Genomic DNA, 25,902 nt, shown 5'->3' on the forward strand with positions numbered 1-25,902 from the left:
GGCCGCCCGGTATGCGGTGCGGGCTGTGCGACCCCGCTGCGCCGGCCCTTCGGGCTTCCCTGCAGTGCTCGACTCAGGCGGGGTCCGCGTGAAACTCGCTGCGCTCAGACACACGCGGCCCTGATCCGCCTGAGTCTGCGCGCTTCGGCGGCGCAGAAGGGTCGCACAGCCCGCACAGCATACCGGGCTCTTTGGGTGTTCGGCGGGTCTGGGCGTCTCTGGCGCTGTCTCTCCGTCGCTGATGGTGAGAGGCTGCGCATGGATCACGATGGGGCTGGTGTGGAATGGGCCGCCGTGTGGACGATCTGCCACCGGCGTTCGACTTCCGAATCTACGACTGCATGCAATGCAGCCAGTTCGGTGCGGGTGAAGCAGCGATGGCTTTCGCGCACGTTCTCCACTTGCACGAGTAGACAGCGCAGGCATGAGGCGGCGTGATATGCCTCTTGCAAATTGTCCAGGGCAGCCGCAGCTTGCGTGGGCGGACCGGTGCGATGAGTTGAGGGTGCGTCTGGAGAGCGCGCGAGCGCGCAAGTGGGGTGTGCCATTGAATGGCCTCCGAAGTTGCGTCGCAAAGATGGCAATGGGCTGCTAAACCCGATCACGCCTTCACGTGATCGCGGGGAGTATATCGGCGGCACTTGCGCGGCCTTCAGCGCAGAGTCATTGGCATCTTCAAAAGTGGTGGATGAAGTCTGTTGTCGCGCCGCGCGAGCTACAGATTCGGTTGAGATGCGAGCGCCAAACTGCCGAAGACGTAGACGCTGCTCGCAGGGACGGGCCCCTTGGATTGCGCTTTCGCGCGCGAGCGTTGGTCGAACTTTTGCTCCGGTACTACTTAGTCGGCAGAATCCGCAATGCAGAGTCATCAAAAAATTGCCGACGAACTCTTGATCTTCAGACCTTCTCATTGCACGAATACCTATGAAACTAGCCCTATTCACGCGCCAACCAGAAAACCTGCCACAGCGTTATGAATGGGAAGGGCAATGGGTGGAGACGAATGCAGGCATAGCGTTCTGCCAGCCGTTCTCCAAAGACCGGCAAAAGACCGTCAGCACAATCGTGGTTGCTTTCAAGGCCTTGCAAGGCGGCTCGTCCGAAAGCTACGAGATGGCCTGGGAGGCTGACATCGTGGCCGTTGCGCAAAGCGCGCCTCCATATGAGATCTGGAGCAACGCTCCTCGGTTCGACATCTTCTACGCAAACGCGCGGAAGCTTGACGAAGTGCCGGAGAGAGCGCCGGGGCCGGGATTCATCCGGTACATCGAGTGACACACGTTGGGCCAACTCCGGACGTTGGCGGCTCAGGCGCGTCGGAGCGCTATCGACAACTGGTTGAGCATGGGAGGAATCATGGGCGATTGGGACTTTCTCTATGAAATGAACGAGCGTGGCTATAGCGCAGAGGAAATTGCCGATGCTGCCGGCTCTGGCGTAGCTCCTTGGCAGTGGGAGTACGTAAGCACCGAATGGATCGACGCTCAACTTGAAAATGAGTCAGAAGATGACGCCTACTCAATTGAGCCTTTTCAGAGCAGAGAGGGTTTTCCGTTCAGCGTCCTAGAGCAAACAGAGATCTTCCAAGACTTAGTCGACTGCGCGGCACGCCACTTCGAGAACACGGGCAGATACTTGCAGGTCTGGGGCGAACTGGGAGAAATCTACGCTGAGATCAAGTTTGGGCTTCGCCGCCACGCAACGCACTCGCCGGGCTCTGATGGCACGATCGCGGGCAAGCTTGTCGAGGTGAAGACCATCTCGCCTGAGAAGGGCAGCGATCGTGTACTCGTCAAGAGTCAAGGAAACTTTGAGCAGTTGCTCATCATCCGTATTGATCGAGATTTCCAATTCCAAGGCAGGCTCTTTGAAAGAACCGAGCTTAAGGGTGGTCTTGGCAAGTTCCTTCAAGGGCGACTCAAGAATGACAGGAGCAATTGTTAGCCGCTGGCGATCTCGGAGGGCCGCAGCCTCGCACGCAACTGATTAGATCCCAAGGAGACATGAATGACGGTCAAGCGCATGGACAACCTCGGCATCGTCGTGGAAGACCTCGATGCGGCCGTTGAGTTCTTCATTGAACTGGGTCTCGAACTTGAGGGGCGCGCCCCGATCGAAGGGGACTGGGCAGATGGCGTGACTGGATTGCGCGGTATGCGCGTCGAGATTGCCATGATGCGTACGCCCGATGGCCATAGCCGGCTGGAGTTGTCCCGCTTCGTCGCGCCGTCTTTGGTCGCAGACCATCGCAGCGCCCCAGTGAACGCTCTCGGCTACCTCCGCATCATGTTCGCCGTGGAGGACATCGACGATACGCTGGCCCGGCTCGTTGGCCGCGGCGCGACGCTCGTCGGCGAAGTCGTCCAGTATCAGGACATTTATCGGCTCTGCTATATCCGCGGGCCCGAAGGCATTCTCATTGGGCTCGCGCAGCAACTCGGCTAGCAGATCTCCCGAGAGAGTGGGTCCCTGCGCGAGCGCCTGGTCCCGTGGCGAGGGTCAGCAAACCAGGGCCGCTGCGGTCAGTATGTCGCGTATTCCTTGCCGGTCCCCGCGCGTAACAAGCCCGATGCCGACAGCCAGTTCTTCGCCCTCGACCAAAGACCTGTAGACGACGCCCGCCCGTCTCAATCCAGTGAAAGACTTGGGCAGTAGCGCCACACCACGCCCGCTGGCCACTTCACCCAACAAGACGTGATGGTCCGTAGGCTCCCTGAGCTTTGAGGGGGCGAAGCCATGCCGGGAGAAGACCTTCTGGCAGTGGTCGTAGAAAGCGGGCTGTCGCGCCCGCTCAAACCAGAAGACCGATTCACCCGCCAGGTCTGCCAGACGAACCGCCTTTCGCTTGGCCAAGCGATTGGAAGACTGCATCGCTACCACCATCGGAAGGCGGTCGAATTCCAAGACATTCAACCCCTGCACATCTGTAGGCAATGCGACGAAGGCCGCATCGAGTTTCCCACCATGAAGACGGCGTACGAGCCGCGGTGAGGTATCGGACAGGATTGATACGACAGTTCCCGGGTGAGTTGCTTGAATTCGTTCTGCCAGTCCACGGAACCAGGTCGGCTCCGCTGCGCTAGTAAGGCCAAGCCTCAGGATTGCCGGCAAGTTCTGAGTCGCGAGCTCCGCTTCTGCCTCGCGGAGCAACCTCCCGATTTTGCGCGCATAGGGCAGCAGTCTCTGCCCGGCGTCCGTGAGGTTGACGCCCTTCGTGGTCCGGTCGAAAAGCCGAATTCCCAATCGTTCCTCGAGCTCGCGAATCGCCCGACTCAGCGGCGGCTGGGAGAGGTGAAGCGTCTCAGCTGCCTGGCGAAAGCTCAGTGCGTCTGCGACGGCAAGGAATAGCGCCAGTGCACGGGAATCCAAAAGACTCGACATATCAAAAAGGTATCACGAACTTGGTCATTCCACGTTCCCGGCGTCACCTCTAGAGTGAACGTCATCAATTTTTTCAGAGGACTTCATGATGTTTTTCCGCCATGCCACAGCAACTGACAATTTTCGGCGACATCAAAGAGGAGGTGCGCAATGAACCGGTACGAACGCGGTTCACGCATGCTGACCGCAGTGGATGGCCCAGCGGGCCTGGATGCGGTTCAGACGCTCGCAAAGTCATTTCCGGATTTCGCGCGCTATGTGCTCGAATTTCCGTTCGGCGACATCTACGCACGAGAAGGCCTGGGCTTGCGCGAACGTGAGCTGGCGACGGTCGCGGCGCTGTGCGCACTGGGTCATGTGCAGCCCCAACTCCGTGTGCATGTGCATGCAGCATTGCACGTTGGCTGCAAGCCTGCAGAAATCGTCGAAGTTGTGATGCAGATGGCGGTCTACGCGGGATTTCCGGCAGCGCTCAACGGGCTGTCTGTCGTGCGCGAAGTTTTCGCAGAAGCTGAAATTGAGCTTCCACTGACCTGAAGTCACACCGTCATGAACGACGCTCACGCCGGACTCCCGCATGTCTGCGGACTTGTGGGACGACGACCTCTCCGTGCGGGCCTGGTCATGCCGGCTCACCCAGGTTCTCCAGTAGAAATGTACGAAGGCTGTCCGCCGCGGGCGAAAGGTCTCTGCCTTTCAGGAAAAAGAGAGACAAGTGGCGATCCACCACTGGGGAAATCAGGGGACGCGCGACGAGGCCGAATGCGGGCAGCAGCGAAAGGGAGCGACTAGGCTGAGCCGTGATCCCGAATCCGCTTTGAACCATCCCCAGCGCAGTGGTGATGAATGACACTTCCAGGGCTGGATTGAGCACCAGTGCGGAAGAGTGCTGGAACAAGTCCGCTTGCAAGCGCCGGGTGAAGTCAGGTGTGAGGCTCACAAAAGGGTACTTGAGGGTCTGCGCCCAATTCACCCGCTTGTGCACAGCAAGAGGATGGTCGGGTCGACAGACCATCCACACCCGATCCTGCATGAGGCTTTGCTGCATGAGCTCGGGTGCGGCCTGCCGCTGAGGGGCGACTCCGAAATCGGCCTCGCCACTGGCTACACGCGCGAGCGCTTGCTGGTTCAATGAGTCGAGGACGTAAACCGTCACCGCCGGAAATCTCTCCCGGTATCGACGGAGCACTTCAGGAAGGGTGGCGGCAGCATAGAGCGGAGTGCATGCGACGCGCACCGTCCCTCGCCGCTTTTGCTGCAAGTCCTGGGTGCTGACCAGCGCCTGCTCAAGGTCAGTCAGCACCTTGCGGGCTAGCGGATAGAACTCGGTGCCCGCGATCGACAGCTCCGTAGTGCGTGTGCTCCGGTCAAAGAGGCGCACTTCGATGTTTGACTCGAGCTCCTTGATGAGGAGACTCAGCGCCGAAGGCGTGAGGTGCAGCTTGCGTGCGGCGGCAGCAAATCCTCCAGCGTCCGCCACAGCGACGAATGCGCGGACCTGGCGCAATGAAACGTTGCCAATATTCATGAGAAAAACTCAACGCCCGCTAAAAATTGCTGGCTTGCCTCAACAATAAGGCAATCCTACGATTGGCCGCAACAAGGAGACCTCACGATGTTGCGATTCGATCCCAATCTGCGCTGGCTGTTCACGGAAGTGCCGATGCTCGAACGGTACGAGTCTGCGGCGAAGGCTGGATTCAAGGGCGTCGAAGTCGCCTTTCCGTACGAATATCCGGCGCGGGAAATCGCCGCGCGCCTTGGCGCCAACGGGCTTTCGATGGTTCAGATCCTCTCGCCTTTCGACTGGAACGGCGGAGAGCGCGGGCTTGCCGCGCTGCCTGGCAGAGAGAAGGATTTCAGGTCCAGCATTCATGCTGCGATCGACTACGCGACGCAGGTGGGCGGGCCGATGATCCATGTCATGCCGGGCAACATGGGCCCCGAACTGGATCGGGTGCGCTGCATGGACTTGTTCCTGGAGAACATCGCCTGGGCGGCGGACCAAGCGGGCTCGCACGGCTTGACGCTGATCCTCGAGCCGTGCTGTCGCGCCCGGTTTCCCGATTTCCTGTACCACCGCATCGACGAGGGCGTCGAAGTCGTCAAGACCCTTGGGCGTGCCAACGTGAAGCTTTGCTTCGACACCTTCCACATCCAGATGGAGGAGGGGTCCATTGCCGACCGGATGCGCGCGGCCTGGCCCTACATCGGACATATCCAGGTCGGGAACGTGCCTGGGCGGCACGAGCCCGGTACGGGCGAGATCCATTTCCCGTACCTCTTCGACCTCATTGAAGAGCTGGGTTGGAAGGGCTGGGTCGGCTGCGAGTACGCACCCTCGCGCGAGACCCTGGACACGATCGCCTGGGGTGCGCCATACGGCATTCGAGACCCCCGGCATTCCATCGCAACCGCATAGGAGACAAACATGCTGAGTGCTTCCGACAACGAGATGCTGACCCGCACTGGCGCAGACACGCCGATGGGACAGTTCTTCCGTCGCTTCTGGCAGCCCATTGCGCTTTCGCGTGAGTTGCCCGAGCGCGATGGTGCGCCAATGCGCGTCAACATCATGGGTGAGCGTCTGGTGGCCTTTCGAAACAGTGACGGGGTGGTGGGCCTTGTTGCCTCCAAATGCCCGCACCGTGGTGCCGACCTGTACTTTGGCCGCAACGAGAACTGCGCCATTCGCTGCGTGTTCCACGGCTGGCAGTTTGATGTGCAGGGCCGACCGATCGAGCTTCCGAATGTGCCTCCTGACGCGAGCTATCACGAGTCTCTCCGCCTGAAGGCCTATCCGACGCGCGAATACGGTGACATCGTCTGGGCCTACATGGGTCCCGATCCTTGGGAGAGAACGCTGCCGGAAGTGCCGCGCCTTGAATTTGGTGCGTTGCCGGCCTCGCACCGGTTCGTGACGAAGAAGCTCCAGGAGTGCAACTGGGCACAGTCCATTGAAGGTGCGTTGGACACCTCCCACTTCTCGTTCCTGCATATGCCGGCGCCGGGCGTTCCCTCCAACTCGAATCCGGATGCGCCAGCGGACGAGAAGCGCCTGCGCTGGATACGCGAGGACCCATTGCCGAAGTTTTCCATCCTCGAGCACGAGGTTGGCTTCGTGGTCGGAGGAGCTCGACGCGCCGACGACGGTGTTCGCTACTGGCGCAGCGCGCAGTACGCGGTGCCTTCACACAGCACCACACCTTCAACGCTGCCGGGCGAAACTCACTTCGGTTACACCTGGGTGCCGATCGACGATGAGAACTGCTGGATCTACACCTATGCCTGGAATCCCGACCGGCCGCTCACAGAGGACGAGGTCAGCAAGTTCGGCGGCGGACATGGCGTTGTTGCGGAGGTCGATGCGAATTTCATCCCGATCCGAAATCGATCGAACGAATACCTGATCGACCGGCACCAACAAAAGCACATCAGCTTCACGGGTGTTCGCGGGGTTGCTGAGCAGGACGCCATGATCCAGGACAGTCAAGGGCGGATCGCGGACCGGACGCAGGAGCATCTTTCCGCCTCGGACGCCGCAGTGGTGCGATTCCGCCGAACGATCCTGACTGCGGCCAAGGCGCTTGCAGCGGGGATCGAGCCCAAGGCTCCGATGAACCATGAGGCCTACAGGCTGCGTTCGGGCAGCTGGTTTGCCTCGGAAGGCGTGTCCTTCGAGCAAGTCATGCTGGAGCGCTTTGGCGACCCAGTCGGGCGGATCGCCCCCGAAAAGGCGGCCGGCAATCTCGCGACCGCGAAGTAAACAGAATCGACAGGAGACTCCACGATGATTTCGACCTATTTCCGCTGGCGGCGTGCCTTGGCGCTTGCCGCCTGCGCCTTGATCGGAGCAACTGGCGCATTCGCCCAGAACTACCCGGCCAAGCCCATCAAGCTGATTGTTCCGTACGCCGCCGGCGGCTCGACCGATGCGACCGCGCGCCTGCTGGCGAAGTCGCTGACCGAGCGGCTCGGACAGCCCATCGTGGTCGAGAACCGGGCTGGTGCCGGAGGAAGCATCGGACACGAATACGTGGCAAAGGCTCCGGCGGACGGCTACACGCTGCTGTTCAGCGCGGCCGGGCCCCTCACGGTGACCCCCCATACCTACCCCAGACTCGCGTACGAGCCCGTGAAGGGTTTCGAGCCGATCACGCTGGTGGCAACCCAACCGCTTCTGCTGGTCGTGAACCCCGCGCTGAAGATCACCAAGGTCGACGACCTGGTGCGGGAGGCCAAGGCTCACCCGGGCAAGGTGACGTACGGCTCGTTTGGCAACGGCAGTGCGGCGCACCTCGCAGGCGAATACTTCAAGAGTCTCGCCCACGTCGACATGGTCCACGTGCCTTACAAGGGAAGCGGACCCGCATTGGTGGACTTGGTGGCCGGCCAGATCGATGTCATGTTCGACGTCTTCTCGACTTCGGCGCCGTTGGTGAAGGCTGGAAAGCTGCGCGCAGTCGCGATCACGTCCACAGAGCGTTCGCCCCAATTCCCACAGGTCCCGACCATGCAAGAGGCGGGCATCGAAGGGTTCGAGGCGGGCACATGGTTCGGATTGCTTGCGCCAGCGAACACGCCTCAGCCCATCATCGACACCCTTTCCAACGCGACGAAAGCGGCGCTGAAGGAGAAAGACCTTCGCGACGTCCTCTCGTCTCAAGGCGCCTCCGTGGCGGGTGGAACGCCCGATCAATTCAAGCGCTTCTTTCTCTCCGAATACGACAAGTGGGGAAAGATCGTGAAGTCGGCAGGCATCACCGTCGATTGACGCAATCAGCAAGTCCAACCGAGTTCATATGAAGCTTCTGAGCTATTTCCATGGAGGCGCCTCGAGCTGGGGTGCCATCTTCGACCAGCGTATCGTCGACCTGCAGGCAGCTGCGAACGGGCGCTTTCCGACGCTTCGAAGCGCCCTGGCCAAGATGAGCCTGAGTGAGATCGAGGACCTCGCGAGATCCCGCCCCGCGACCATCCCTCTCGATCAAATCGAGTACCTGCCTGTGGTTCCCGATGCGCCTCGAATCTTCTGCATAGGTTTGAACTACGACGAGCACCGAATCGAAGCCAAACGGGAGACGACCACGCAACCAACGGTATTCCTGCGCGTGACCTCGTCGCAACTCGGGCACCAGCAGCCGATCGTCCTCCCCAGAGAGTCGACTTCGCTCGACTACGAAGGAGAGATCGCCGTTGTCATCGGCAAGGGCGGCCGACGGATCGATGAGAGCGCGGCTTGGAAGCACGTGGCGGGCTACGCGCCCTACAACGACGGTTCGATTCGCGACTGGCAATCGCACACGACGCAATGGACTCCCGGAAAGAACTTTCCTGACACTGGCGCGTTCGGCCCATGGCTCGTGACGCGCGGCGAAATCGGCGACGGTCAGGAGCTCAGTCTGACCACCCGCCTGAACGGAACGGTGGTGCAGCACGCGACAACCGCACAACTGATCTTTCCGATTCCGCGGCTGATCAGCTACATCTCGACCTTTACCGCGCTGGAGCCGGGTGACGTCATTGTCACGGGCACACCCGGAGGCGTCGGCTTCAAACGCCAGCCGCCCCTGTTCATGCGGCCGGGTGACCGCGTGGAGGTCGAGGTCGAGGGCGTTGGCACGTTGATCAACCCTGTGCAAGCGGAATGAGCAACTCGTCGCTTCTGGATGTTCGCGTCGCGCGACGGAACCTGGTTGCCGAGGACATCTGTGCGCTCGAACTGGAGCGCCCCTCGGGTGGCGCGCTTCCGCCGTTCGAGCCAGGTGCGCATATCGACGTGCACCTGGACGGACTGGTGCGGCAGTACTCTCTGCTCAACCACCCGTCCGAGCGCTTCAAATACAAGATCGCTGTGCTGCGCGCAATCGATTCTCGCGGTGGTTCGATCAAGGTGCACGAGCGTTTGAACGAGGGCCAATGCTTCAAGATCAGCGCCCCTCGAAACCACTTTCAATTGCAGCCTTCGCCCTTTGCTCTTCTGATTGCGGGCGGCATCGGCATCACGCCGCTCATGGCCATGTCGGCCGAGCTTGCGGCTGCGGGGTCGCGGTTCGCCTTGCACTATTGCGCGCGATCGCGAGCCAGAATGGCGTTTGCCGAAGAGCTTCTAGGCGCACCGTTTTCAAGCTCGGTGTCCTTGCACCTCGATGACGAAGCCGGGACGAAGTTCGACTGCCGTGCAGCCTTGAGCGAGGCGCCTGACGGTGCGCATCTGTATGTATGCGGACCGAGTGGCTTCATGAAGCATGTTCTCGATACGGCCCGCGACTTGGGGTGGGGCGAGGACCGGGTGCATTTCGAGCACTTCCAGCCGGTCGCTGCACCGGACAACAGCAAGAAAGCGGCATTTGAAATCCTGGCTGCGCGAACAGGAAAGCGCGTGACAGTCGCCGCCACTGAGACCGCCTTGAGCGCGCTTGCCCGGATCGGAATCGTCGTGCCGACATCCTGCGAGCAGGGCGTATGCGGCACGTGCCTGACGGACGTACTCGAAGGCGTTCCAGATCATCGGGACATGTTTCTCACTCCCGAGGAGCGAACCCTGAACAACCAGTTTCTTCCGTGCTGCTCGCGTGCGTGCAGCGACAGCTTGACCCTTGACCTTTGATTTCCGGATTCGAGAGACTCGCCCATGACCAAGACTCACCGCAGAACGCTCAAGATCGCCAGCATCCCCGGTGACGGCATCGGCAGGGAAGTGATGCCCGAGGGTCATCGCGTGCTCGAAAAGATTGCGAGCCGGTTCGACCTCGATCTGCAGTTCACGCACATCGAATGGGCCAGCTGCGACTACTACCAGCGCCATGGCGACATGATGCCGCCCGACTGGAAAGCCCAGCTCGAAACGCAGGATGCCATCCTGTTCGGTGCTGTCGGCTGGCCCGATACGGTTCCGGACCACGTCTCGTTGTGGGGGTCTCTTCTGAAGTTCCGACGTGAGTTCGATCAATACATCAATCTCCGACCGGCACGATTGTTCGATGGTGTGCCGTGCCCTCTGGCCGGCCGCAAGGTAGGCGATATCGACATCTACATCGTGCGCGAGAACACGGAGGGCGAGTACACCAACCTCGGCGGTGTGATGTATGCCGGCACCGAGCGCGAAATCGTGGTTCAGGAGACCGTGATGAGCCGCTTTGGAGCCGACCGTGTGCTCAGGTATGCCTACGAACTGGCCCAGTCACGGCCTCGCAAGCGGCTGACCGTGGCTACCAAGAGCAACGGGATCGCAATCAGCATGCCGTGGTGGGACGGCCGCGCCGATGCAGTCGGGGCGGACTACCCGGAGGTTCAGGTCGACAAACAGCACATCGACATCCTCACTGCGCGCTTCGTGCTGCAGCCGCAGCGATTCGATGTGGTTGTGGCAAGCAACTTGTTCGGCGACATCCTTTCGGACCTGGGGCCCGCGTGCACTGGCACCATCGGCCTGGCACCGTCAGCCAACCTGAATCCCGAGCGAAGCTTTCCCTCTCTTTTCGAACCTGTGCACGGCTCCGCTCCGGACATTTACGGAAAGGGCGTAGCCAATCCGATCGCGATGATCTGGTCGGCCGCTTTGATGCTGGATTTCCTCGGCGAGCGTGAAGCACACGACGCGATCCTGAGTGCTATCGAGCATGTACTTCGTGAAGGACCACGCACGGCAGATCTTGGAGGCAACGCGAGCACCAAGGAACTCGGACAAGCGATTGCGGCGTTGATCTAAGAACAGGCGGTGCAGAAGGCGACCGGCTGCTCCAGCGCCTGGCGAATCAACCAGCGTCCGCCATCGCCTTGGCCCCTGCGTCGGCAACCTGCGCGTCTTGCGTCGACTGCATGCCGGAAACACCGATCGCTCCCACCAACTGGCCTCCCGACATCAGCGGCAGTCCGCCTTCGAGCGGGCATGCACCCTGCGTAGCCAATAGCCTGAGATTGATGCCGCCGGCGGTCAATGCTTCCTCGAACACCTTGGTCGGGCGCTTGAAGCGCACGGCGCTTTCCGCCTTTGCCTGCGCAATGGTGACGCTGCCGGTCTGGGCTTGATCCATCTTGTGCAAGACGACGAGATTGGCGCCGCTGTCCATGACCGCAATGACCATGGGCCAGCCGTTGGCCTTCGCTTCGGCCTCTGCGGCGGCGGCGATCATCCGCGCAGTGTCGAGCGACAGGGGCGGGCCGTATGGAATGATGTGTGAAACCGAGGTCATGTCGAGATCCGTGCAAGTGAATGAAGCGCGCGATGCTAGGGACGGGACGACCTCATGCCTATTCCCTATTCCTTCGCATCTGCTGTGCACAAATCACCCGATCAACGCATTTCCTCGGCGCAGACGGCGTCTGCATTGGACGACGTTCGCTTCTTCCTGGCGGTGGCTCGCGAAGGGAGCTTGTCCGGCGCCGCGCGAACATTGAATGTCGAGCACTCCACGGTCGCGCGGCGTGTCGGTGCACTGGAGGCGAGTCTCGGCGTGCGCTTGTTCGACCGGCTTCAGAGGAGCTGGACGTTGACGAGCGAAGGCGAAGCGCTCATCGCTCCGGCGGAGCGTCTGGAGCACGAAGCCTTGGCGTTCACCCGGGCAGCCGCGGCGGCCACGAGCCTTGAAGGAACAGTCCGGATATCCGCCCCGCCGGTGTTCGCGAGCCAGTTCCTCGTGCCTCACCTGTCACGCTGCGCCGACCGCTGGAAGGGGATCGAGCTGGATCTCGTCGGCGAGGCTCGAACGGCCAATCTCCACCGGCGCGAAGCCGACGTTTCGCTTCGCTTCATGCGGCCTGACGAACCCGGCTTGGCCGCACGCAAGTTGGGAGAATTGAGCTTTCGGCTCTATGCGACGCCGGCGTGGCTCGCCCGGGCCGAGTCGGAATGGACCTTCATTGGCTATGGCGAGCCGATGAGCGAAGTGCCTCACCAGCAGTTGCTTGCGCGCATTGCCGGGGACCGACCCTTCGTCCTGCGAAGCAACGATCTTGCGGCGGTCCACCAGGCGTGCCGAGCCGGCATGGGGCTTGCGATGCTCCCCACTTTCATCGCAAGGCCGGACAACGGCCTGATCGAAGTGCCACGCCCACCAGGCCCACCAGGCCTGGAGCGCCCCTTGCTGCGAGAGATATGGTGCGTCGTGCACCCCGACGTTCGTCGTTCGCCGCGTGTCAGGTTGATGGTGGACCTGCTTGGGCAACTGATCCAGGAGAGTTCCGCGGCGCTGGTTTGAAGCATGCGCGGCAAGTCTCACTTGCCTGCCTCGAGCCTCGCGGTCATCTTCTGCTGCACCACGCCGATGGCCTTCAGTGGCCTGACCATCACCTTGAAGTCGACGATCTGGCCGGCGTCATTCCATCTGACGATGTCCACCGCGTTGACGGTCACGCCGTCGATGCCGCTCTCGAACTCAAGCATCGCATCCCTGTCGCCGAAGAGCTTGCGAACGACGTGGAAGGTCGGATTGAAGAAAGCGTGCAGCGCGGCCTCCAGGTAACGCGCTGCAAGTTCCCTGCCGCGTTGCGGCGAGTGAACGATGGGAGAGTGGAACACCACGTCATCGGCGAGCAGATCTCGCAGACCGCTCGGGTCTTGCGTAACGACCATGCGATGCCACGCGTCGAGTGGGTTGGTAGCAGTCAATTTGCGCCCCTTTCATCGTGAGTGAATGCGGTTGCAGGCTTTGCCACACGCCTGACGGTGCCTTTGGGTTCGTCGATGTTGGCGGCGAGCCATTCATGCCAGGCGGTGGTCCCCTTGCGGCCGTGCGCTTCGGCAAAGCCCAGCCGGACCGCCGTCTGTGGAGCGACATCGAAGCCGATCACGCGCTTCTTCAGGCGGCGCGCTTGCAGATACTGGCGGGCAAGAACCGGGAGCGGCAGTGCTGCGGGCCCGCCGATCTCGTCACGCATACCGCGCCTGCCGTCGCCGACGCAATCGACGAGATACGACGCGACATCGGCGGTGTCCACCGCATCGACGACAACGTTTGGGAGGATCCACCAAGGCATCCACCGCATGCTGGCGAAGAGACGTGCAAGCAGGTAGTAGAACGGTCCGGCGCGCACCACGGACCAGGAAACATCCGATTCTCGGACCAGCGTTTCGCCTTGCAGTTTTACCTTGCTGTAAGGCAGCGAAGCAGCCTCGCTGAGCCCGACGATGGACACGTGCAGAAAATGCTGCACCCTGGCGTTGCGGCATTCGCGCAGCAGCCGGCCCGTTCCGTCCACGTCCACCGCTGAAGGCGTGGCGAAGAGGTCCACCAGCCGGATCCGGCCGCGCTGGGCGATCGGGGAGAAGGTTGCAGCGTTGATGACCGTGGTCACGCCTTCAAGCGCTTCGCTCAGGCCGGCCCCGGTGGCGAGGTCGCCGCGGGCCCATTCGACGCGCGCGTCGCGGCCCGGCAGCCTGGCCAGGACTCGCACCCGTTTGCCCCGGGCCAGCAGTTGGCCCACGATGTCGCGACCGAGATGCCCGGTACCGCCTGTGACGAGAACGCGTTGTTCATCTGTGCTGGTGTGTTCAAGCATATTTCCTTCCAACGTCAATGGTTGATCGACTCGCTATACAAGACGTTTGAGGGTCCGGTTTCGTCACCACCGTGTGCCGGTTCGCCTCCCACGACTGTTCTCACTTCTCGCTTCTCACTTGTCACGCGATGGCGGATACCCAAGCTTTCTTGAACCTGCGGCCGCGCCTGTTCGGTATCGCTTATCGGATGTTGGGAACACGGCAGGAGGCGGAAGACGCCGTGCAGGAGGTCTACCTCAAGTGGCTCGAAGCCGAAACCAGCAGCGTGCGCTCGCCGGAAGCGTGGCTGGTGAGCGTGGCGACGCGCTGGTGCATCGATCGCCTGCGGACCTTGAAAGTGGAACGCGAGTCCTACGTCGGGCCGTGGCTGACGGAGCCGATCGTGGCGGACCTCGCCTCGCCAGAGACCGAACTGGAGAAGGCACAGCACTTGTCCATCGCCTTTCTGTTGACCCTCGAGCGGTTGAGCCCGGATGAACGCGCTTCATTCCTGCTTCACGAGGTGTTCGACTTCAACTACACCGAGATCGCCGAGGCCCTTCAACGCAGCGAGGGCGCATGCCGCCAGTTGATGTATCGGGCGAGGCAACGCTTGGGCGAACCGCGCGGACGCTTTGGAGCATCGCCCGCGCAGCATCGCTGGCTGGTGGAGCAGTTCGTGTCGGCGACGACGAGCGGCGACGTCGGGCGCATCGTTGCGCTGCTCTCCAGCGACGCCCAGGTTGTGGCAGACGGTGGCGGCAAGGCACGCGTCGTGCTGAAGCCCTTGCAAGGCGCAGAACGCATCGCCCGGCTCTTCCACGTGATTGCCCGTCAAGCTTCCGCCCATGACGCGCGCCTCGACTATCGTCCGGTGCGCGTCAATGGCGAACTGGGGCTGCTTCGGTTCTTCAACGGCACACTGCATTCGGTGCTGGCGTTCGAGACGAACGATGACCGGATCGCGTCAATCAGCATCGTGGCGAATCCCGCAAAGATGCGTGAGGCGGCCGAGTTGACGTGAGTCCACTTCGCTCCTCTTCGATGCGCTTGCGTGCGTGGCGACCCTGGTGCAGGATTCCGGACGGCAACGCATTGACATTGAAGATGAACGGAGGATTCATGGCATCGAGTTTCAGTTTCCAAGGGCGATGGGCAGCCGCCTGCCTGCTCGCGGCAATGGCCAGCATGGCGAGCTTGGCGCATGGCCAGACCACTGCAGGCACCTGCTCCGTCTGTGGCACCGTCGAATCGGTAAGCCCTGTGCAGGCCTCCGCATCCGCCTCCGGGCTCGGCGCGGTGGCCGGTGGCGTGGTGGGCGGCGTGGTCGGCAATCAGGTCGGCAGCGGCAGGGGGCGGACGCTCGCCACCGTTGCAGGCGCCGCCGGTGGTGCCATGGCCGGCAACGCGGTCGAAAGAAACCGCAACACGCACACTGTCTTCAGGGTCAACGTTCGGATGCAGGACGGGTCGCTGCGCACGATTGACTCCGGCATTTCGTTTGCCGTCGGCCAGCCGGTGACGGTCAAGGGAAACACGATCCTGAGGAACTGACGCTCACACCACGCTCTTCGTGCAGCCCCCATCCACCCTGAGCGCAGCGCCCGTCGTCCCGGATGAAAGCGGGCTCGCGATGTAAGTGACCATGGACGCGATCTCGGCCGTCGTCTCGAAGCGCTTGATCAACGAGGTGGGCCGCGCCTTCTCGAAGAAGTCCTTCTCGAATTCTTCGAAGGTCTGGTTGCCGGCTTTGGCGAGTGCGCCCACGAAGTCGTCGACGCCTCGGGACTTGGTGGGGCCGGGCAGAACGCTGTTCACCGTGATCCGGGTGCCGGCGAGGGATTCGGCCAAGCCTCGGGCAACCGCGAGCTGGGCGGTCTTCGTCATGCCGTAGTGAATCATCTCGGCCGGAATCTGCACGGCGCTTTCGCTGGAGATGAAGATGATCCGGCCCCAGTCGGCCTTTCGCATGGCCGGCAGGCAAAGGCGAGCCAGACGAACGCCGCTGAGCACGTTGACGTCGAAAAAGCGGATCCAGTCTTCGTCCGGAATGTCCTCGAAGGGCTTGGGTTCGAAGATGCCCAGGTTGTTCACCAGGATCTCGATGCCGGGGAACTTGCCCACGAGGTCTTCGGCGATGGCTCGCTTGCTCAGATCGCCGGCGAAGCCCTGAACCGAGCCTCCATCTCCCGCGACGATGCGGCCGACAGCTTCATCGACGGCCGCCTGCGTTCGCCCGTTCACGATGACGCGCGCGCCTTCCGCAGCGAGGCCGGCGGCGATGGCGTGGCCGATGCCCGCGGTGCTGCCGGACACCAGTGCGAGCTTGCCTGTGAGTTGCATGTCCATGATTTACATCCTTTGAGCCTACTTTTCGTAGGTGGTGTCGGAGGGCCCATATCCAGTGATCACGACCACCGCGCCCTCCGGACCCGTGGTGGCGAAATGCGCGACGCCCCCGGGCTCCGTATAGAAGCTGCCCGCGGGCAAGGACACTTCGGAAGCCGCGTCGTTGGCAGCGCCATAGCCGAAATGCCAAAGTCCTGAGACGACGGTGGCGGTACGTGCGTCCCGGTGGCGGTGAGCCTCGATCACCGTGTTGGGGGCCACCGACAGTTCGACACTGTACAGGCCGGGCTTGGCCGGATCGCCATACAAGAGCCGTGTGGAGACGCCGGCGACACCCGATGTCCCGGTTCCCGCGGTGGAGGCGGGCAATCCATCGATGTCCTTCGACGTGAGCCGCACCTGCGCTGTCCGCACGGGTGCCGATTCAATGAAGGGGATGAGGATTGCGAGCGCCTGCTCCGGCTGCTCTTCCATGATCCAGTGGCCGGAGTTGGCGATGACGGCGCCTCGCACATTCGTTGCCACGCTTTCCAGCTCTGGCGCCATCGATGCGCCGTAAGAGTGATCGCCGCCAATCGCCAGGACAGGCATCGTCAACTTTCCCGTCTTGGCGAACTGTGCCTGGTTGTCCGTTGCGTCAGTCGCGAATGCGGCGAACTGGCCGCCGAATGCGTTGTGGATGGCCCCCGGTCTCGCATAGAGGTTTGCGTAGTGGCGGCGTGTCTGTTCGTCGATGCCCGCGGGATTCGCTGAAAGCTCGTTGTAGAACCTGTCCAGCAGGATGCGTTCGCGGCCCGCGACGAGGCGTTCGACGTCTGGCCCGCGGAAGTTGAAGTGCCAGACCTTGGGATTGGTCAGTTGCTTGTCCCAGCTTCCCATGCCTGGCAGCGGCGCGTCCATGATGGCCCACGCATTCACGCGCGCGGGATTCTGCGCAGCGACGGCGTAGCCCACCATGTTGCCGATGTCATGAGTCACGAGCGTGAAGTCGCCGATCTGAAGACGATCGAGCATCCCGATCAGGTCGCGAGCCTGGGATGCCTTCGTGTAACCGTCCTCGGGGTGCGATGACAGCCCCATGCCACGAAGATCGGGCACGACGACCGTATGCGTCTTGGCGAGTGCGACCGCAAGCGGCTGCCACATGTCGCCAGTGTCCCCGAAGCCATGCAGGAGCACGACGGCGGGGCCGGTGCCACCGACCCGCACGTACTGCGTGCCGCCACTGACGGCCATCTGCTGCATCCGGAAGGTCTTTGGGTAAGGTTGGACTGCCGCCGAGACGGGGAGGGCATAGCCCGTGAGCGTGAGCAGAAGCAAAAGGCCCCAACGAATCCAATGGAAAGGTGACAGATGCTCTTTGGGTTTGAGTCGCATGCTATTTCTCCAGGTTGTGTGGTTGGTTGATCGGTGCCTCGCCGCCTATGAGCCCGCCGCCGCCCATCCGGCGAAAACCCGGGGGCTCGTGCCCGTGCCAGGCAGATGGCGAGGAACGGTTGCCAGCGGCCTGATCACGCGCCCGATGGCCTGCGTCGCCGGCGCCGGCTGCGCCGCGCGATCGAGCAGTCCCCGGCGTTCTGCCACCGTCACTGCTTCGGTTCGGCTGGTCGCGTCGAGCTTTCCGTAGATCGAGCGCAGGTGAGACTTCACCGTGCCGACCCCGATGCCCATTTCCCGTGCGATGACCTTGTTGCCAAGTCCCTCGACAAGGAGCCGAAGCACCTCTTCCTCACGGGAGGTCATGGCTTCCCGCGCAACGCTGTCGGCGAGGCGGCGTGCTGCGACGGCGCCGATATGGCGCACGCCGGTGCTGAGCGATCGCACCGCGGTGTTCAGCTCATCGATGGCGCATCCGATCAACAGGTATCCCCGCACCCCCGCCTGCAATGCGCGGCGTATTTCCCATTCCTTTTGCCGCTGTGTCACCACGAGCACGGCTGGAAGCGGGGCGGCTCCGGTGGACCTCTGATGCAGGCCCGTGACGAGCTCGAGGCCGGCGTCATAGTCCGTGACCACCACGTGCGCCGATTCCGTTCGGCGAGGCTCGTCTGGACTGCGTTCCGAAACGCTGAAGTCAGCCTGCAAGTGCAACGCACCGCTCAAGCCGACCGCGACGACGGGATCGACGTGCGAAACATCGACGAAGATTTTTCTGTTCATCCGCATGACTCCTTTGATCAAGCCGCTCCATGCATTGGCGCGCTCTGCTGAGTCCGAAGAATGGTCGCAAGAGCCGGCGGTGACCAGTGAAGTCGTGAGAAGTCTCTGCAAGAAAAACGTAGCGGCGTGAATTGCCGCGAATTTCCGCGAAGCGAGCCGCGCTCGCGCGCACGGGCTCTAGGCTGACACGATATCCCGGGCCGCGCGCAGGTCGGGTGTGTCGAGCCCTTCCTCGAAGCGACCGTACAAAGGCGCAACCATCTCGCGCGCTTCCAGGAATCTGCCCTGTCGGATCCAGGAGCGGGCAAGGCTCATGGCACCCCTGAGTTCCCACGCCAGTGCGCCTTGGCGACGGGCGAGGTCCATGGAGCGCCTGAATTCGCGTTCCGCTGCCTCGACCGCGCCGGGTTCCCCGCGTTGCAGCATGTACTCGCCCCGCTTGCGCATCACCTCGGGAGCGCACCAGCCGCACAAGCCCGAGCTCGCGCGCTCCAGGCTGACGGAGTGATGCCACCGGCTCGCCACGCTGGCGATGCAGTCCAGCTCTTTCGCGTTGAGGGTCTGTACGAAGGGCATGCGCATCGCCTCGCTCTGGCGGTCGTTCTCGGCCTCCAGTACCGCTTCGAACGAATGTGCCCACGACTCCCAGTACGGCGAATTGCTCTTGCGCGAGGTCGTGGCCAAACGGACGACAAGATGCTCGGCACGGTCGAATTCGCCACGCCAGAACGCCAGCGGAATCGCAGCCATCGCCAGCGTCTGCAAAAGCGCATGGTGATGGGCGTCACCGGCCACCGCGAGGCATTCCTCGACGGTGCGCATCGCGCTATCGGGGCGGCCCTCGAGCCAAAGCATTCGTGTCAGCAGGATCCGCATCGAGACCTGGCGCGGCACGATGCTCGGATACTCCGGCCGCATGCTGTGTTCGTCGCGGGCGAGCGTCCGTTCGGCGTACTGGCGAGATGCCTGATGGTCCCCCATGAAGTGGCGGCACTGCGCGAGAAGCCGCTCCGACAGCACGACGCCCGCCTCGTCTTCGGACTTGCTCGCCACATCCAGAGCGGACTCGGCAGCCGCTGTGGCGGAGACGTAGTCACCCGTGACGAAGCTGCCCAGCCACGTGCTGTACAGCGCGAGGATTCGCGATGTCGAATCCGCCATTCCTTGGGCAAGCTGGGAGGCGCGCGAAAGGATGGCGAGCGTCCGCTGTCCGCGCCAGCCGGGCTCGACGCTGGGCCACGCCAGCACGAGGTTCAGGCGCAGTTCGAGATCGGGTCGCGGCGGGTTCAGGAGGCGAAGGTGATTGAGCGCCCGCTCGATGCGATCGACCTGTTCGGCAAGCACCCCGAGTTCATGCAGCGGCATGGCGATTGCCATGATCTCGATGCCGATCTGCAGCTCGCCTCCCTCCGAAAAGCACCAGTCCAGCGCGGCGCGGACATCCTCGATGTGACCACCGTGCGCGACCAGTGACGTCGCGCGAAGCATCCCGTCGCGGCCCGCGTCCGCAGCGACCAGCTTGCCGTGCATCTCCAGCGCATGGCGCCTGAATACGGGGTCCACGGGCTCTGCTTCGCGCATTTTCTGCATCGCAAACGATCGGGTCGTGTCGAGCAGCCGGTAGCTCGCGAGCCCGCTTTGCACGTCGACGCTGATCAGCGATTTGCTGGTCAGGCTCACGAGTGCCTGCAGCACGTCCTCGGCCGTGATGCGGTCGCCGCTCGCGACGCCGGCCGCTGCTTTCAGGTCGAACGCGCTCCGAAAGACCGACAAGCGACGCAGCACGATCTGCTCAGGCGTGGAGAGCAACTGATAGCTCCAGTCCAGCATGGCCGCGAGCGTCTGATGCCGCGGGGCTGCCGTGCGACGGCCTCGAAACAGAAGCGAGAGGTGGTCGCCGACACGCGACTTGAGTTCCACCACGCCCAGACTCGCGACCCGTGCGGCGACAAGCTCGACCGCCAGCGGCAGGCCGTCCAGCTGATGCGTGAGCGAGCAGACGTCGCGGACGTTGTCATCGGTCAGCACGAAAGGCAATCCCCCGATGGAAGCTCGTTCAACGAACAACTCGACGGCTGGGAACCGCATCGCCCCATCCCGGTCGAGCGGATTGTCGACCGGAGGCAGTCCGAGCGGCGCGAGCCGGTAGGTCCGTTCTCCTTCCACGTCCAGCGGTTCGCGGCTCGTGGCAAGGATGGTGATCCCGGTGCCTGCGAGCAGGCCGTCCGCAAGACTCGCCGCAGCCTCGATGACGTGTTCGCAGTTGTCCAGCACGACCAGGACATCCATCGAAGCGAGCGATTGCAGCAACGAGGCGAGCGGTTCCTGGGGCGTCGCCGGAAGCTCCAGCGCGCTTGCCAGCGTGGCGGCCACGAGGCTGCCATCCGCCACGGGCGTGAGGTCGACGAATACCACGCCCTCCCGAAAATCGGATGCGCACGCGTCGGCCAGGGCAAGTGCCAGCGTCGTCTTCCCGATGCCCCCTGGGCCGGCGATGGTCAGCAGGCGGTGCGCATCGAGCGCCTCCTTGAGAGTGGCGAGCGCGTCTGATCTTCCGATCATTCGCTTGGTGCGAGGCAAGGGCGCTTGCGCTCGGGTGCCGACCGGCGCAGCCGCTTGCACCGGCTCCCCGCGCACCAGGGTTCCGACAAAGCAGTAGCCCCGGCCAGGAATGTTCTCGATGTAGCGGACGCCGTCCAGTCCGTCGCCAATTGCGCGGCGCAGCGCAGACATGTGAACGCGCAGGCTCGTTTCCTCGACCACCGAACCTGGCCAGGCGCCCGCTTCCAGGTCGCGGCGGCTGACGACCTCGCCGGCTCGCTCGATGAGCGTCGTCAGGAGATCGAAGGCCCTGCTGCCGATTCGCACCGGAGTGTCGCCGTCGAGCAGGCTGCGCTTGTCCTTCAGCACGCGGTATCGGCCGAAAGCGAAATCACAGGGAGCCGGCTGGGATGGCAACGTCATGAGCGCGCTTCAGGGTTGTCGTGCGTCGGCAGTGTAAAGCCCGCGAACTGGGGCCGCCAGCCGGGTACACAGGCCCCTCTTCCGATCGGAAGATGGCGGCCGGCTGTGCTTCGGCGAAACTTTCCGCACCCATACCCAAGGAGCAAATCATGTTCATGCGGCAGTGCGGAAACTTGCTGGGGAGTAGGCCATGAAGCGAATGGACGGGAAGGTCGTGGTCATCACGGGGGCGAGCGCCGGCATTGGCTGGGCAACGGCGCTGCTCTTCGCGCGTGAAGGCGCCAAACTGGTGCTGGGTGCTCGACGCGAGACTGAGCTGATCGCGCTCGCATCGGAGATCGCGGCGGCCGGAGGCTCCGCGGTCACTTTGGCAGGCGATGTGCGGGACGAAAGCTATGCCAAGGGCCTGGTGGAGCTCGCGGTCTCGCGGTACGGCCGCCTCGACGCTGCGTTCAACAATGCCGGGACGCTCGGCGAGTCTGGTCCGAGCACGGAAGTTTCCGAGGCAGGCTGGACCCACACGCTGGCCGTCAACCTGACGGGTTCGTTCCTGGGCGCGAAGCACCAGATCGCGCAGATGCTCCGAAATGGCGGAGGCTCCGTCATCTTCACCTCGACTTTCGTCGGCCACACCTTTGCATTTCCGGGGGTCGCTGCCTACGCGGCGAGCAAGGCGGGGCTCATCGGCCTGACCCAAACCCTGGCGGCGGAGTTCGGACCGAAGTCTGTGCGAGTGAACGCCATTCTTCCGGGCGCGGTCGACACCGACATGTATCGCGAGATGAACGACACCCTGGAGAAGACGGCTTTCATCACGAACCTGCACGCGCTCAAACGCATTGCGAGTCCCCAGGAGATTGCGCGCACGGTGCTCTACCTGGCGTCCGACGACTCCTCGTTCGTCACCGGCACGGCCTCGCTGGTGGATGGTGGTGCGTCGATTACTCGCACTTGATCCCGCACCTGATCCCCTTCAATCAGCCTCGAGCCGACGCCCGTAGGCGGCAAAGCTTTCCGCCTTCAGCGCCTTCATCATCACCTTCGCAGCCGGCGACAAGAGACGATCGGTGCGGGTAATGATGCCGAATGCATCCATGTGGCAGGGCATTTCCACGGGCAGCAGCGCAACGATGCCATGCGCCGCGTAGTACCGGGCCACATCGGTCGCCAGCACGGCCACCATGTCGCTCTGCTGCAGCATGCGCGTGATGAAGAGCAGCGCCGCTGTTTCGATGACGTTCAGCGGCGGCGCGAGTCCTTCCTCCTGGAACATCAGTTCGAACCGATGCCGCAACACGCTCCCGGCCGGCGGCACGATCCAACCCGCCGACACCAGGTCGCGCAAGCCCAATCCGCTCATGCCCAGCAGCGGATGGCCGGGCCGAACCAGGGCGCACACCGGCTCTTCGGTGAGCGCCTCATAGCGTATGTTGGTCTTGTCGTGTTCCGCGAAGAGGCGCGCGACGAGCAGGTCGAGCTTGCCCTGTTCGAGCCGCTCCAGCAGCACCGGGCTGGTCTCTATCTCCAGCGACACGCGCAGGTTGGGATGCTCGCGCTTGACTGCGGCGACAGCTGGCGGCAGCAGCACGAGGCCGGGGGCCGTGATGGCGCCGATGTTCACTTGCCCGGCACCGCCGGCCTTCAATGCGGTGAGTTCGTCGTGCGCCTGGTTCAGGCTCGCGAGCGCGACGCGCGCGTGGCGGATCATGGTTTCCCCGTACCAGGTCGGCCGCATGCCGCGCGGCAGGCGATCGAACAGGGGCACTTCCAGGACGTCCTCCAGGTCCTTGAGCAGCTTCGAGGCCGCGGGCTGGGTCATGTTCAACACCTGTGCGGCGCGATGGATATTGCCCTCTTCGGCCAGCGCCACGATGAGCAGCAGTTGGCGGGTCTTGAGGCGCGCACGGATGAACCAGTGCGTGTAGTTGGTCATGGGGTTTACCTGAATGCTTCTTCTGGTATCGATTCGATCCAAATATTGATTGGAAAGATATTGGTGCGATTCCTACACTCGCCCCACTTTGAAGCGAAGCGACCTCCAGCAGAATGCACGGCAGCTCATCAACGGGCGCTGGGAGACTGGCGTGACCACGGGCGCCAGCCGCAACCCTTCCGACACCCGCGAGGTGGTCGCGGAGTATGCGCGTGCCGACCGCAGCCAGACGGAGCGCGCCATCCGCGCCGCCGCCGATGCGTTTCCTCACTGGAGCCTCACCACGCCGCAGCGCCGAGCCGACGTGCTCGACCAGATCGGCAGCGAGATCCTCGCGCGGCGCGACGAACTCGGCATGCTGCTGGCGCGCGAAGAAGGCAAGACCTTGCCCGAGGCCGTGGGCGAAGCGGCGCGTGCCGGCCACATCTTCAAGTTCTTTGCGGGCGAGGCTCTCAGGGGCGGCGGAGAGGCCATGGCGTCCGTGCAGCCGGACGTACTGGTCGACGTCACGCGCGAGCCAGTCGGCGTGGTCGGATTGATCGCGCCATGGAACTTTCCGCTTGCCATTCCTGCCTGGAAGATCGCACCGGCGCTGGCCTATGGCAACAGCGTCGTCTTCAAGCCGGCTGAACTGGTGCCGGCGTGCGGATGGGCGCTGGCTGAAATCATCAGCCGCGCGGCGTTGCCCGCGGGCACTTTCAACCTCGTGATGGGCAGCGGCCGCGAAGTGGGGCAGACGATCGTCGACAGCCCGTTGGTGGATGCGATCAGCTTCACGGGCTCGGTCGCGACCGGCGAGCACATCCTGCGGGCCGCGACCCAGCGCCACGCCAGGATTCAGCTGGAGATGGGCGGCAAGAACCCGCTGGTGGTACTGGCGGACGCCGACCTCGACCGCGCGGTCGATTGCGCTGTGCAGGGCGCCTACTTCTCTACCGGGCAGCGATGCACGGCGTCGAGCCGGCTGATCGTCGAGGCCGCGGTCCACGATGCTTTCGTGGTGCGGCTTCGCCATCGGCTTGCCGCGCTCAAGGTCGGCCACGCACTGGAGCGCGGCACCGATATCGGGCCGGTGGTCGACGCCGAACAGCTCGAAAAGAACCTGGCAGCTGTCGCCAGCGCGACCGAAGAGGGCGCCGAGCATGTCTGGGGTGGGGAAAGGCTCAAGCGCGCGACAGCGGGCCACTACATGAGCCCGGCGTTGTTCCTCGCGCGGCCCGGTCACCGCGTGGCGCGCGACGAGATCTTCGGGCCTGTGGCCTGCGTGCTGCGCGCCGACGACTACGCGCATGCGCTCGCACTCGCCAACGACACGCCCTTTGGGCTTTGCGCCGGCATCTGCACCACATCGCTTTCGCGCGCAATGCACTTCAAGCGACATGCCAAAGTCGGCATGACCATGGTCAACTTGCCGACCGCGGGGGTGGACTATCACGTACCCTTCGGTGGCCGAAAGGCTTCCAGCTACGGTCCGCGAGAGCAGGGCCGGTATGCCGCAGAGTTCTACACCACCGTCAAGACCGGCTACGTGCTGGCCTGAGTGGGTCGACAAAACCAGGGTTTCTTTCACCACGTTCAAACAGGAGACAACATGAAACTGAACCGTCGCACACTCAACATCGCCCTCGCTACCGCGTCGCTCTCGTCGCTGCTGCCGATCAAGGCGCTGGCCCAGCAGAAGATCGTCCTGGGCTTTGCCCAAGTCGGCGCCGAAAGCGAATGGCGCACGGCCAACACAGAGTCGATCAAGTCGGCCGCCAAGGAGGCCGGCATCGATCTCAAGTTCTCCGACGCACAGCAGAAGCAGGAAAACCAGATCAAGGCGATTCGTTCCTATATCGCCCAGAAGGTCGACGTGATCGCCTTCTCGCCGGTGGTCGAATCCGGCTGGGATCCGGTGCTGCGCGAAGCCAAGGCCGCTGGCATTCCGGTGGTGCTGACCGACCGCTCTGTCGACAGCAAGGACACCTCGCTCTACGTGACCTTCATGGGCTCTGACTTCGTCGAGGAAGGCCGCAAGGCAGGCCGCTGGCTGGTCGAGAAGGAAAAGGGCAACGCGGGCCCCGTCAACATCGTCGAACTGCAGGGCACCGTCGGCTCGGCACCCGCGATCGACCGCAAGAAGGGCTTCGAGGAAATCATCAAGGCCGATCCGAAGTTCAAGATCATCCGTTCGCAGACGGGCGACTTCACCCGCGCCAAGGGCAAGGAAGTGATGGAAGCCTTCCTGAAGGCCGAGGGCAAGAAGATCAACGTGCTGTATGCGCACAATGACGACATGGCGATCGGCGCGATCCAGGCGATCGAGGAAGCGGGCATGAAGCCGGCGCAGGACATCATCATCATCTCGGTGGACGGCGTGAAGGGAGCCTTCGAGGCCATGATGGCCGGCAAACTGAATGTGTCGGTCGAATGCAGCCCGCTGCTTGGGCCGCAGCTGATGAGTGCGGTCAAGGACATCAAGGCCGGCAAGCCGCTGCCCAAGCGCATCCTGACGCAGGAAGGGATCTTCCCGATGGAGGTTGCCAAGTCCGAATTCCCGAATAGGAAGTACTAGCAAGTACTGACCCCCGTTGCTTGCCCACTTCGTGTGGCCGCCTCCCCCCTTCCAGGGGGCGCTGCCTGCGGCCCGGCA

At 63.1% G+C, this 25,902-nt stretch carries 26 protein-coding genes; 16 read left to right on the forward strand and 10 right to left on the reverse strand.

The window, feature by feature from the left end:
* Positions 1-924 precede the first annotated feature (924 nt).
* The 3 genes from AC1DEK_RS11130 (at position 925) to AC1DEK_RS11140 (ending at position 2,445) form a co-directional block, all read left to right on the forward strand.
* Entirely contained in the window at positions 925-1,275 is a 351-nt protein-coding gene (locus AC1DEK_RS11130; RefSeq protein ID WP_478125295.1) for a hypothetical protein, read from the forward strand.
* Positions 1,276-1,356: 81 nt separating this feature from the next.
* Positions 1,357-1,944, forward strand: a complete 588-nt coding sequence (locus tag AC1DEK_RS11135; RefSeq protein ID WP_478125296.1) for a hypothetical protein — start codon at positions 1,357-1,359, stop codon at positions 1,942-1,944.
* A gap of 63 nt (positions 1,945-2,007) precedes the next feature.
* Positions 2,008-2,445 carry a VOC family protein gene (locus AC1DEK_RS11140; RefSeq protein ID WP_478125297.1) on the forward strand — a complete coding sequence of 146 codons (438 nt, stop codon included), beginning with the start codon at positions 2,008-2,010 and terminating at the stop codon, positions 2,443-2,445.
* A gap of 54 nt (positions 2,446-2,499) precedes the next feature.
* Here the strand turns inward: AC1DEK_RS11140 and AC1DEK_RS11145 are convergent, their stop codons facing one another.
* Positions 2,500-3,369 (reverse strand): LysR family transcriptional regulator, encoded by an 870-nt coding sequence (locus AC1DEK_RS11145; protein ID WP_478125298.1) that lies wholly within the window; start codon positions 3,367-3,369, stop codon positions 2,500-2,502.
* Positions 3,370-3,531: 162 nt separating this feature from the next.
* Between AC1DEK_RS11145 and AC1DEK_RS11150 the strand changes: the two genes are divergently transcribed.
* Positions 3,532-3,918, forward strand: coding sequence for a carboxymuconolactone decarboxylase family protein (locus AC1DEK_RS11150; protein ID WP_478125299.1), 387 nt, complete (start codon positions 3,532-3,534; stop codon positions 3,916-3,918).
* Positions 3,919-4,003: 85 nt separating this feature from the next.
* Here AC1DEK_RS11150 and AC1DEK_RS11155 read toward each other — a convergent pair whose 3' ends face one another.
* The gene (locus AC1DEK_RS11155) at positions 4,004-4,909 is read right to left on the reverse strand and encodes a LysR substrate-binding domain-containing protein (RefSeq protein ID WP_478125300.1); all 906 of its coding nucleotides are present in this window, start codon (positions 4,907-4,909) and stop codon (positions 4,004-4,006) included.
* 87 nt (positions 4,910-4,996) lie between these two features.
* Here AC1DEK_RS11155 and AC1DEK_RS11160 point away from each other — a divergent pair, with 87 nt between their 5' ends.
* The 6 genes from AC1DEK_RS11160 to AC1DEK_RS11185 are packed head-to-tail and all read left to right on the forward strand — an operon-like array spanning position 4,997 to position 11,092.
* A complete protein-coding gene (locus AC1DEK_RS11160) occupies positions 4,997-5,803 on the forward strand; it encodes a hydroxypyruvate isomerase family protein (RefSeq protein ID WP_478125301.1) in 807 nt (268 codons plus the stop codon).
* Positions 5,804-5,812: 9 nt separating this feature from the next.
* A complete protein-coding gene (locus AC1DEK_RS11165; protein WP_478125302.1) occupies positions 5,813-7,147 on the forward strand; it encodes a Rieske 2Fe-2S domain-containing protein in 1,335 nt (444 codons plus the stop codon).
* 24 nt (positions 7,148-7,171) lie between these two features.
* Complete coding sequence (locus AC1DEK_RS11170; RefSeq protein ID WP_478125303.1) at positions 7,172-8,155, forward strand: Bug family tripartite tricarboxylate transporter substrate binding protein; 984 nt, start codon at positions 7,172-7,174, stop codon at positions 8,153-8,155.
* A gap of 28 nt (positions 8,156-8,183) precedes the next feature.
* Positions 8,184-9,032, forward strand: coding sequence for a fumarylacetoacetate hydrolase family protein (locus AC1DEK_RS11175; RefSeq protein ID WP_478125304.1), 849 nt, complete (start codon positions 8,184-8,186; stop codon positions 9,030-9,032).
* A complete protein-coding gene (locus AC1DEK_RS11180; RefSeq protein WP_478125305.1) occupies positions 9,029-9,991 on the forward strand; it encodes a PDR/VanB family oxidoreductase in 963 nt (320 codons plus the stop codon). Before AC1DEK_RS11175 ends, AC1DEK_RS11180 begins: the two co-directional genes overlap by 4 nt.
* A 24-nt stretch (positions 9,992-10,015) precedes the next feature.
* Positions 10,016-11,092, forward strand: coding sequence for a tartrate dehydrogenase (locus AC1DEK_RS11185; protein ID WP_478125306.1), 1,077 nt, complete (start codon positions 10,016-10,018; stop codon positions 11,090-11,092).
* A gap of 46 nt (positions 11,093-11,138) precedes the next feature.
* Here the strand turns inward: AC1DEK_RS11185 and AC1DEK_RS11190 are convergent, their stop codons facing one another.
* On the reverse strand, positions 11,139-11,576 hold the full coding sequence (locus AC1DEK_RS11190; protein ID WP_478125307.1) for a GlcG/HbpS family heme-binding protein: 438 nt from the start codon (positions 11,574-11,576) through the stop codon (positions 11,139-11,141).
* A gap of 54 nt (positions 11,577-11,630) precedes the next feature.
* On the opposite strand from AC1DEK_RS11190, the gene AC1DEK_RS11195 reads away from it, so the two are divergent.
* A complete protein-coding gene (locus AC1DEK_RS11195; protein WP_478125308.1) occupies positions 11,631-12,581 on the forward strand; it encodes a LysR family transcriptional regulator in 951 nt (316 codons plus the stop codon).
* A gap of 17 nt (positions 12,582-12,598) precedes the next feature.
* On the opposite strand, the gene AC1DEK_RS11200 is transcribed toward AC1DEK_RS11195, so the two are convergent.
* Together AC1DEK_RS11200 and AC1DEK_RS11205 are read right to left on the reverse strand one after the other, a co-directional pair.
* Positions 12,599-12,991 (reverse strand): nuclear transport factor 2 family protein, encoded by a 393-nt coding sequence (locus AC1DEK_RS11200; protein WP_478125309.1) that lies wholly within the window; start codon positions 12,989-12,991, stop codon positions 12,599-12,601.
* Positions 12,988-13,881, reverse strand: a complete 894-nt coding sequence (locus AC1DEK_RS11205) for an SDR family oxidoreductase (protein WP_478125310.1) — start codon at positions 13,879-13,881, stop codon at positions 12,988-12,990. The genes AC1DEK_RS11200 and AC1DEK_RS11205 overlap by 4 nt, the downstream gene beginning before the upstream one ends.
* Before the next feature lie 128 nt (positions 13,882-14,009).
* Between AC1DEK_RS11205 and AC1DEK_RS11210 the strand changes: the two genes are divergently transcribed.
* Together AC1DEK_RS11210 and AC1DEK_RS11215 are read left to right on the forward strand one after the other, a co-directional pair.
* Positions 14,010-14,885, forward strand: a complete 876-nt coding sequence (locus AC1DEK_RS11210) for an RNA polymerase sigma-70 factor (RefSeq protein ID WP_478125311.1) — start codon at positions 14,010-14,012, stop codon at positions 14,883-14,885.
* A 98-nt stretch (positions 14,886-14,983) separates the two neighbouring features.
* The gene (locus AC1DEK_RS11215) at positions 14,984-15,415 is read left to right on the forward strand and encodes a glycine zipper 2TM domain-containing protein (RefSeq protein WP_478125312.1); all 432 of its coding nucleotides are present in this window, start codon (positions 14,984-14,986) and stop codon (positions 15,413-15,415) included.
* Between the two features lie 3 nt (positions 15,416-15,418).
* Here the strand turns inward: AC1DEK_RS11215 and AC1DEK_RS11220 are convergent, their stop codons facing one another.
* The 4 genes from AC1DEK_RS11220 to AC1DEK_RS11235 all read right to left on the reverse strand — a co-directional run bounded on the left by AC1DEK_RS11220 (position 15,419) and on the right by AC1DEK_RS11235 (position 21,334).
* Positions 15,419-16,210: an SDR family NAD(P)-dependent oxidoreductase gene (locus AC1DEK_RS11220; RefSeq protein ID WP_478125313.1), complete on the reverse strand. Its 792-nt coding sequence runs from the start codon at positions 16,208-16,210 to the stop codon at positions 15,419-15,421.
* Between the two features lie 18 nt (positions 16,211-16,228).
* Positions 16,229-17,587 (reverse strand): alpha/beta fold hydrolase, encoded by a 1,359-nt coding sequence (locus tag AC1DEK_RS11225; protein ID WP_478125314.1) that lies wholly within the window; start codon positions 17,585-17,587, stop codon positions 16,229-16,231.
* Positions 17,588-17,632: 45 nt separating this feature from the next.
* On the reverse strand, positions 17,633-18,370 hold the full coding sequence (locus AC1DEK_RS11230; protein WP_478125315.1) for a response regulator transcription factor: 738 nt from the start codon (positions 18,368-18,370) through the stop codon (positions 17,633-17,635).
* Positions 18,371-18,547: 177 nt separating this feature from the next.
* Positions 18,548-21,334 carry an ATP-binding protein gene (locus tag AC1DEK_RS11235; protein ID WP_478125316.1) on the reverse strand — a complete coding sequence of 929 codons (2,787 nt, stop codon included), beginning with the start codon at positions 21,332-21,334 and terminating at the stop codon, positions 18,548-18,550.
* 190 nt (positions 21,335-21,524) lie between these two features.
* On the opposite strand from AC1DEK_RS11235, the gene AC1DEK_RS11240 reads away from it, so the two are divergent.
* Positions 21,525-22,289, forward strand: coding sequence for an SDR family oxidoreductase (locus AC1DEK_RS11240; RefSeq protein WP_478125317.1), 765 nt, complete (start codon positions 21,525-21,527; stop codon positions 22,287-22,289).
* An 18-nt stretch (positions 22,290-22,307) separates the two neighbouring features.
* Here AC1DEK_RS11240 and AC1DEK_RS11245 read toward each other — a convergent pair whose 3' ends face one another.
* A complete protein-coding gene (locus AC1DEK_RS11245; protein ID WP_478125318.1) occupies positions 22,308-23,267 on the reverse strand; it encodes a LysR family transcriptional regulator in 960 nt (319 codons plus the stop codon).
* Positions 23,268-23,355: 88 nt separating this feature from the next.
* On the opposite strand from AC1DEK_RS11245, the gene AC1DEK_RS11250 reads away from it, so the two are divergent.
* Positions 23,356-24,807, forward strand: coding sequence for an aldehyde dehydrogenase family protein (locus AC1DEK_RS11250; protein WP_478125319.1), 1,452 nt, complete (start codon positions 23,356-23,358; stop codon positions 24,805-24,807).
* Positions 24,808-24,858: 51 nt separating this feature from the next.
* Entirely contained in the window at positions 24,859-25,824 is a 966-nt protein-coding gene (locus tag AC1DEK_RS11255; RefSeq protein ID WP_478125320.1) for an ABC transporter substrate-binding protein, read from the forward strand.
* The last annotated feature ends 78 nt before the right edge of the window (positions 25,825-25,902 follow it).

The sequence above is a fragment of the Variovorax sp. 10N420 genome, assembly GCF_056394705.1.